Raw genomic sequence first — 977 nt, 5'->3', positions numbered from 1 at the left:
AAGGCGCAGGCGATGAGAGCGAGGGCCGCGACAAGCGAGCCGATCGCCATCACGCGGCCGGCTCCGATCTTGTCGAACAATGCCCCGAGCCATGGCGCCGTGAGGCCGCCTGTCAGAAGGGCCGCCGAAAGAGCGCCGAAAACCCACTCGCTCGACCAGCCGAATTGCGCGGCCATATCGGAAGCGAGAATGCTGAAACTGTAATAGAGGGTGCCGTAGCCGATGATCTGTGTGACGCCGAGCGCAAGCACGGCAAAAAGCGGCACCCGTTCAGACAAGTCGCTTGCCTTCCGCATCCAGAACCTGCTCGCCGTCTTCCTTGGCGAACGGGCCTTTGTGCGTATCGGGCAGGATTTCGAGCACGACTTCCGACGGCCGGGCAAGGCGGGTACCAACAGGCGAGATGACGAAGGGCCGGTTAATCAAGATCGGGTCCTTCAGCATGGCGTCGAGCAGTTGCTCGTCGGTCAACTCCGGATTGTCGAGGCCAAGCTCGGCATAGGGCGTGCCCTTTTCGCGGATCGCCTCGCGCACGCTCAAGCCTGCATCAGCAATCATCTTCACGAGTTCTTCGCGGCTCGGCGGATTTTGCAGATATTCGATGACAGTCGGCTCTATGCCGGCATTGCGGATCATTGCCAGCGTATTGCGCGAGGTGCCGCATTCGGGGTTGTGATAGATCGTGACGTCCATGCTCATGAGGTGGGTTCCGTCTTGGAGAGAGATTGGGAATTACGGGCGTCCATCAGCAGCCAGCCAACGAGCATCATCGCCAGCAATGCGCCGATCATTTCCGCGACGATGAAGCCGGGCAGATCGATCGGGCGGATGCCCGAGAATGTGTTCGTCAGCGATCGGGCGATTGCGACGGCCGGATTGGCGAAGGACGTGGAAGCGGTGAACCAGTAAGCGGCGGTGATATAGAGGCCGACCAGCCATGCCACGGCATCGGCGCGAAACCGGATGCCCGAAAGGAT

2 protein-coding genes and 1 pseudogene are annotated in these 977 nt (G+C 60.9%); all 3 read right to left on the bottom strand.

What is annotated here, in order from left to right:
- A pseudogene (locus tag ACPYOJ_RS34510) lies at positions 1–296 on the bottom strand (arsenite efflux MFS transporter ArsK); the annotation flags it as partial.
- Positions 271–699, bottom strand: a complete 429-nt coding sequence (gene arsC, locus ACPYOJ_RS34505; protein WP_481420249.1) for an arsenate reductase (glutaredoxin) — start codon at positions 697–699, stop codon at positions 271–273. The gene arsC and the pseudogene ACPYOJ_RS34510, both read right to left, overlap by 26 nt.
- Positions 696–977, bottom strand: a 282-nt coding sequence (locus ACPYOJ_RS34500; RefSeq protein ID WP_481420248.1) for an aquaporin, incomplete at its 5' end; no start/stop codon positions are given. The genes ACPYOJ_RS34500 and arsC, both read right to left, overlap by 4 nt.

Source organism: Rhizobium sp. SVR5-9E (genome assembly GCF_056755095.1).
Note: the sequence above shows the minus strand (reverse complement) of the source record. Positions and strands in the feature narration are given on the sequence as shown.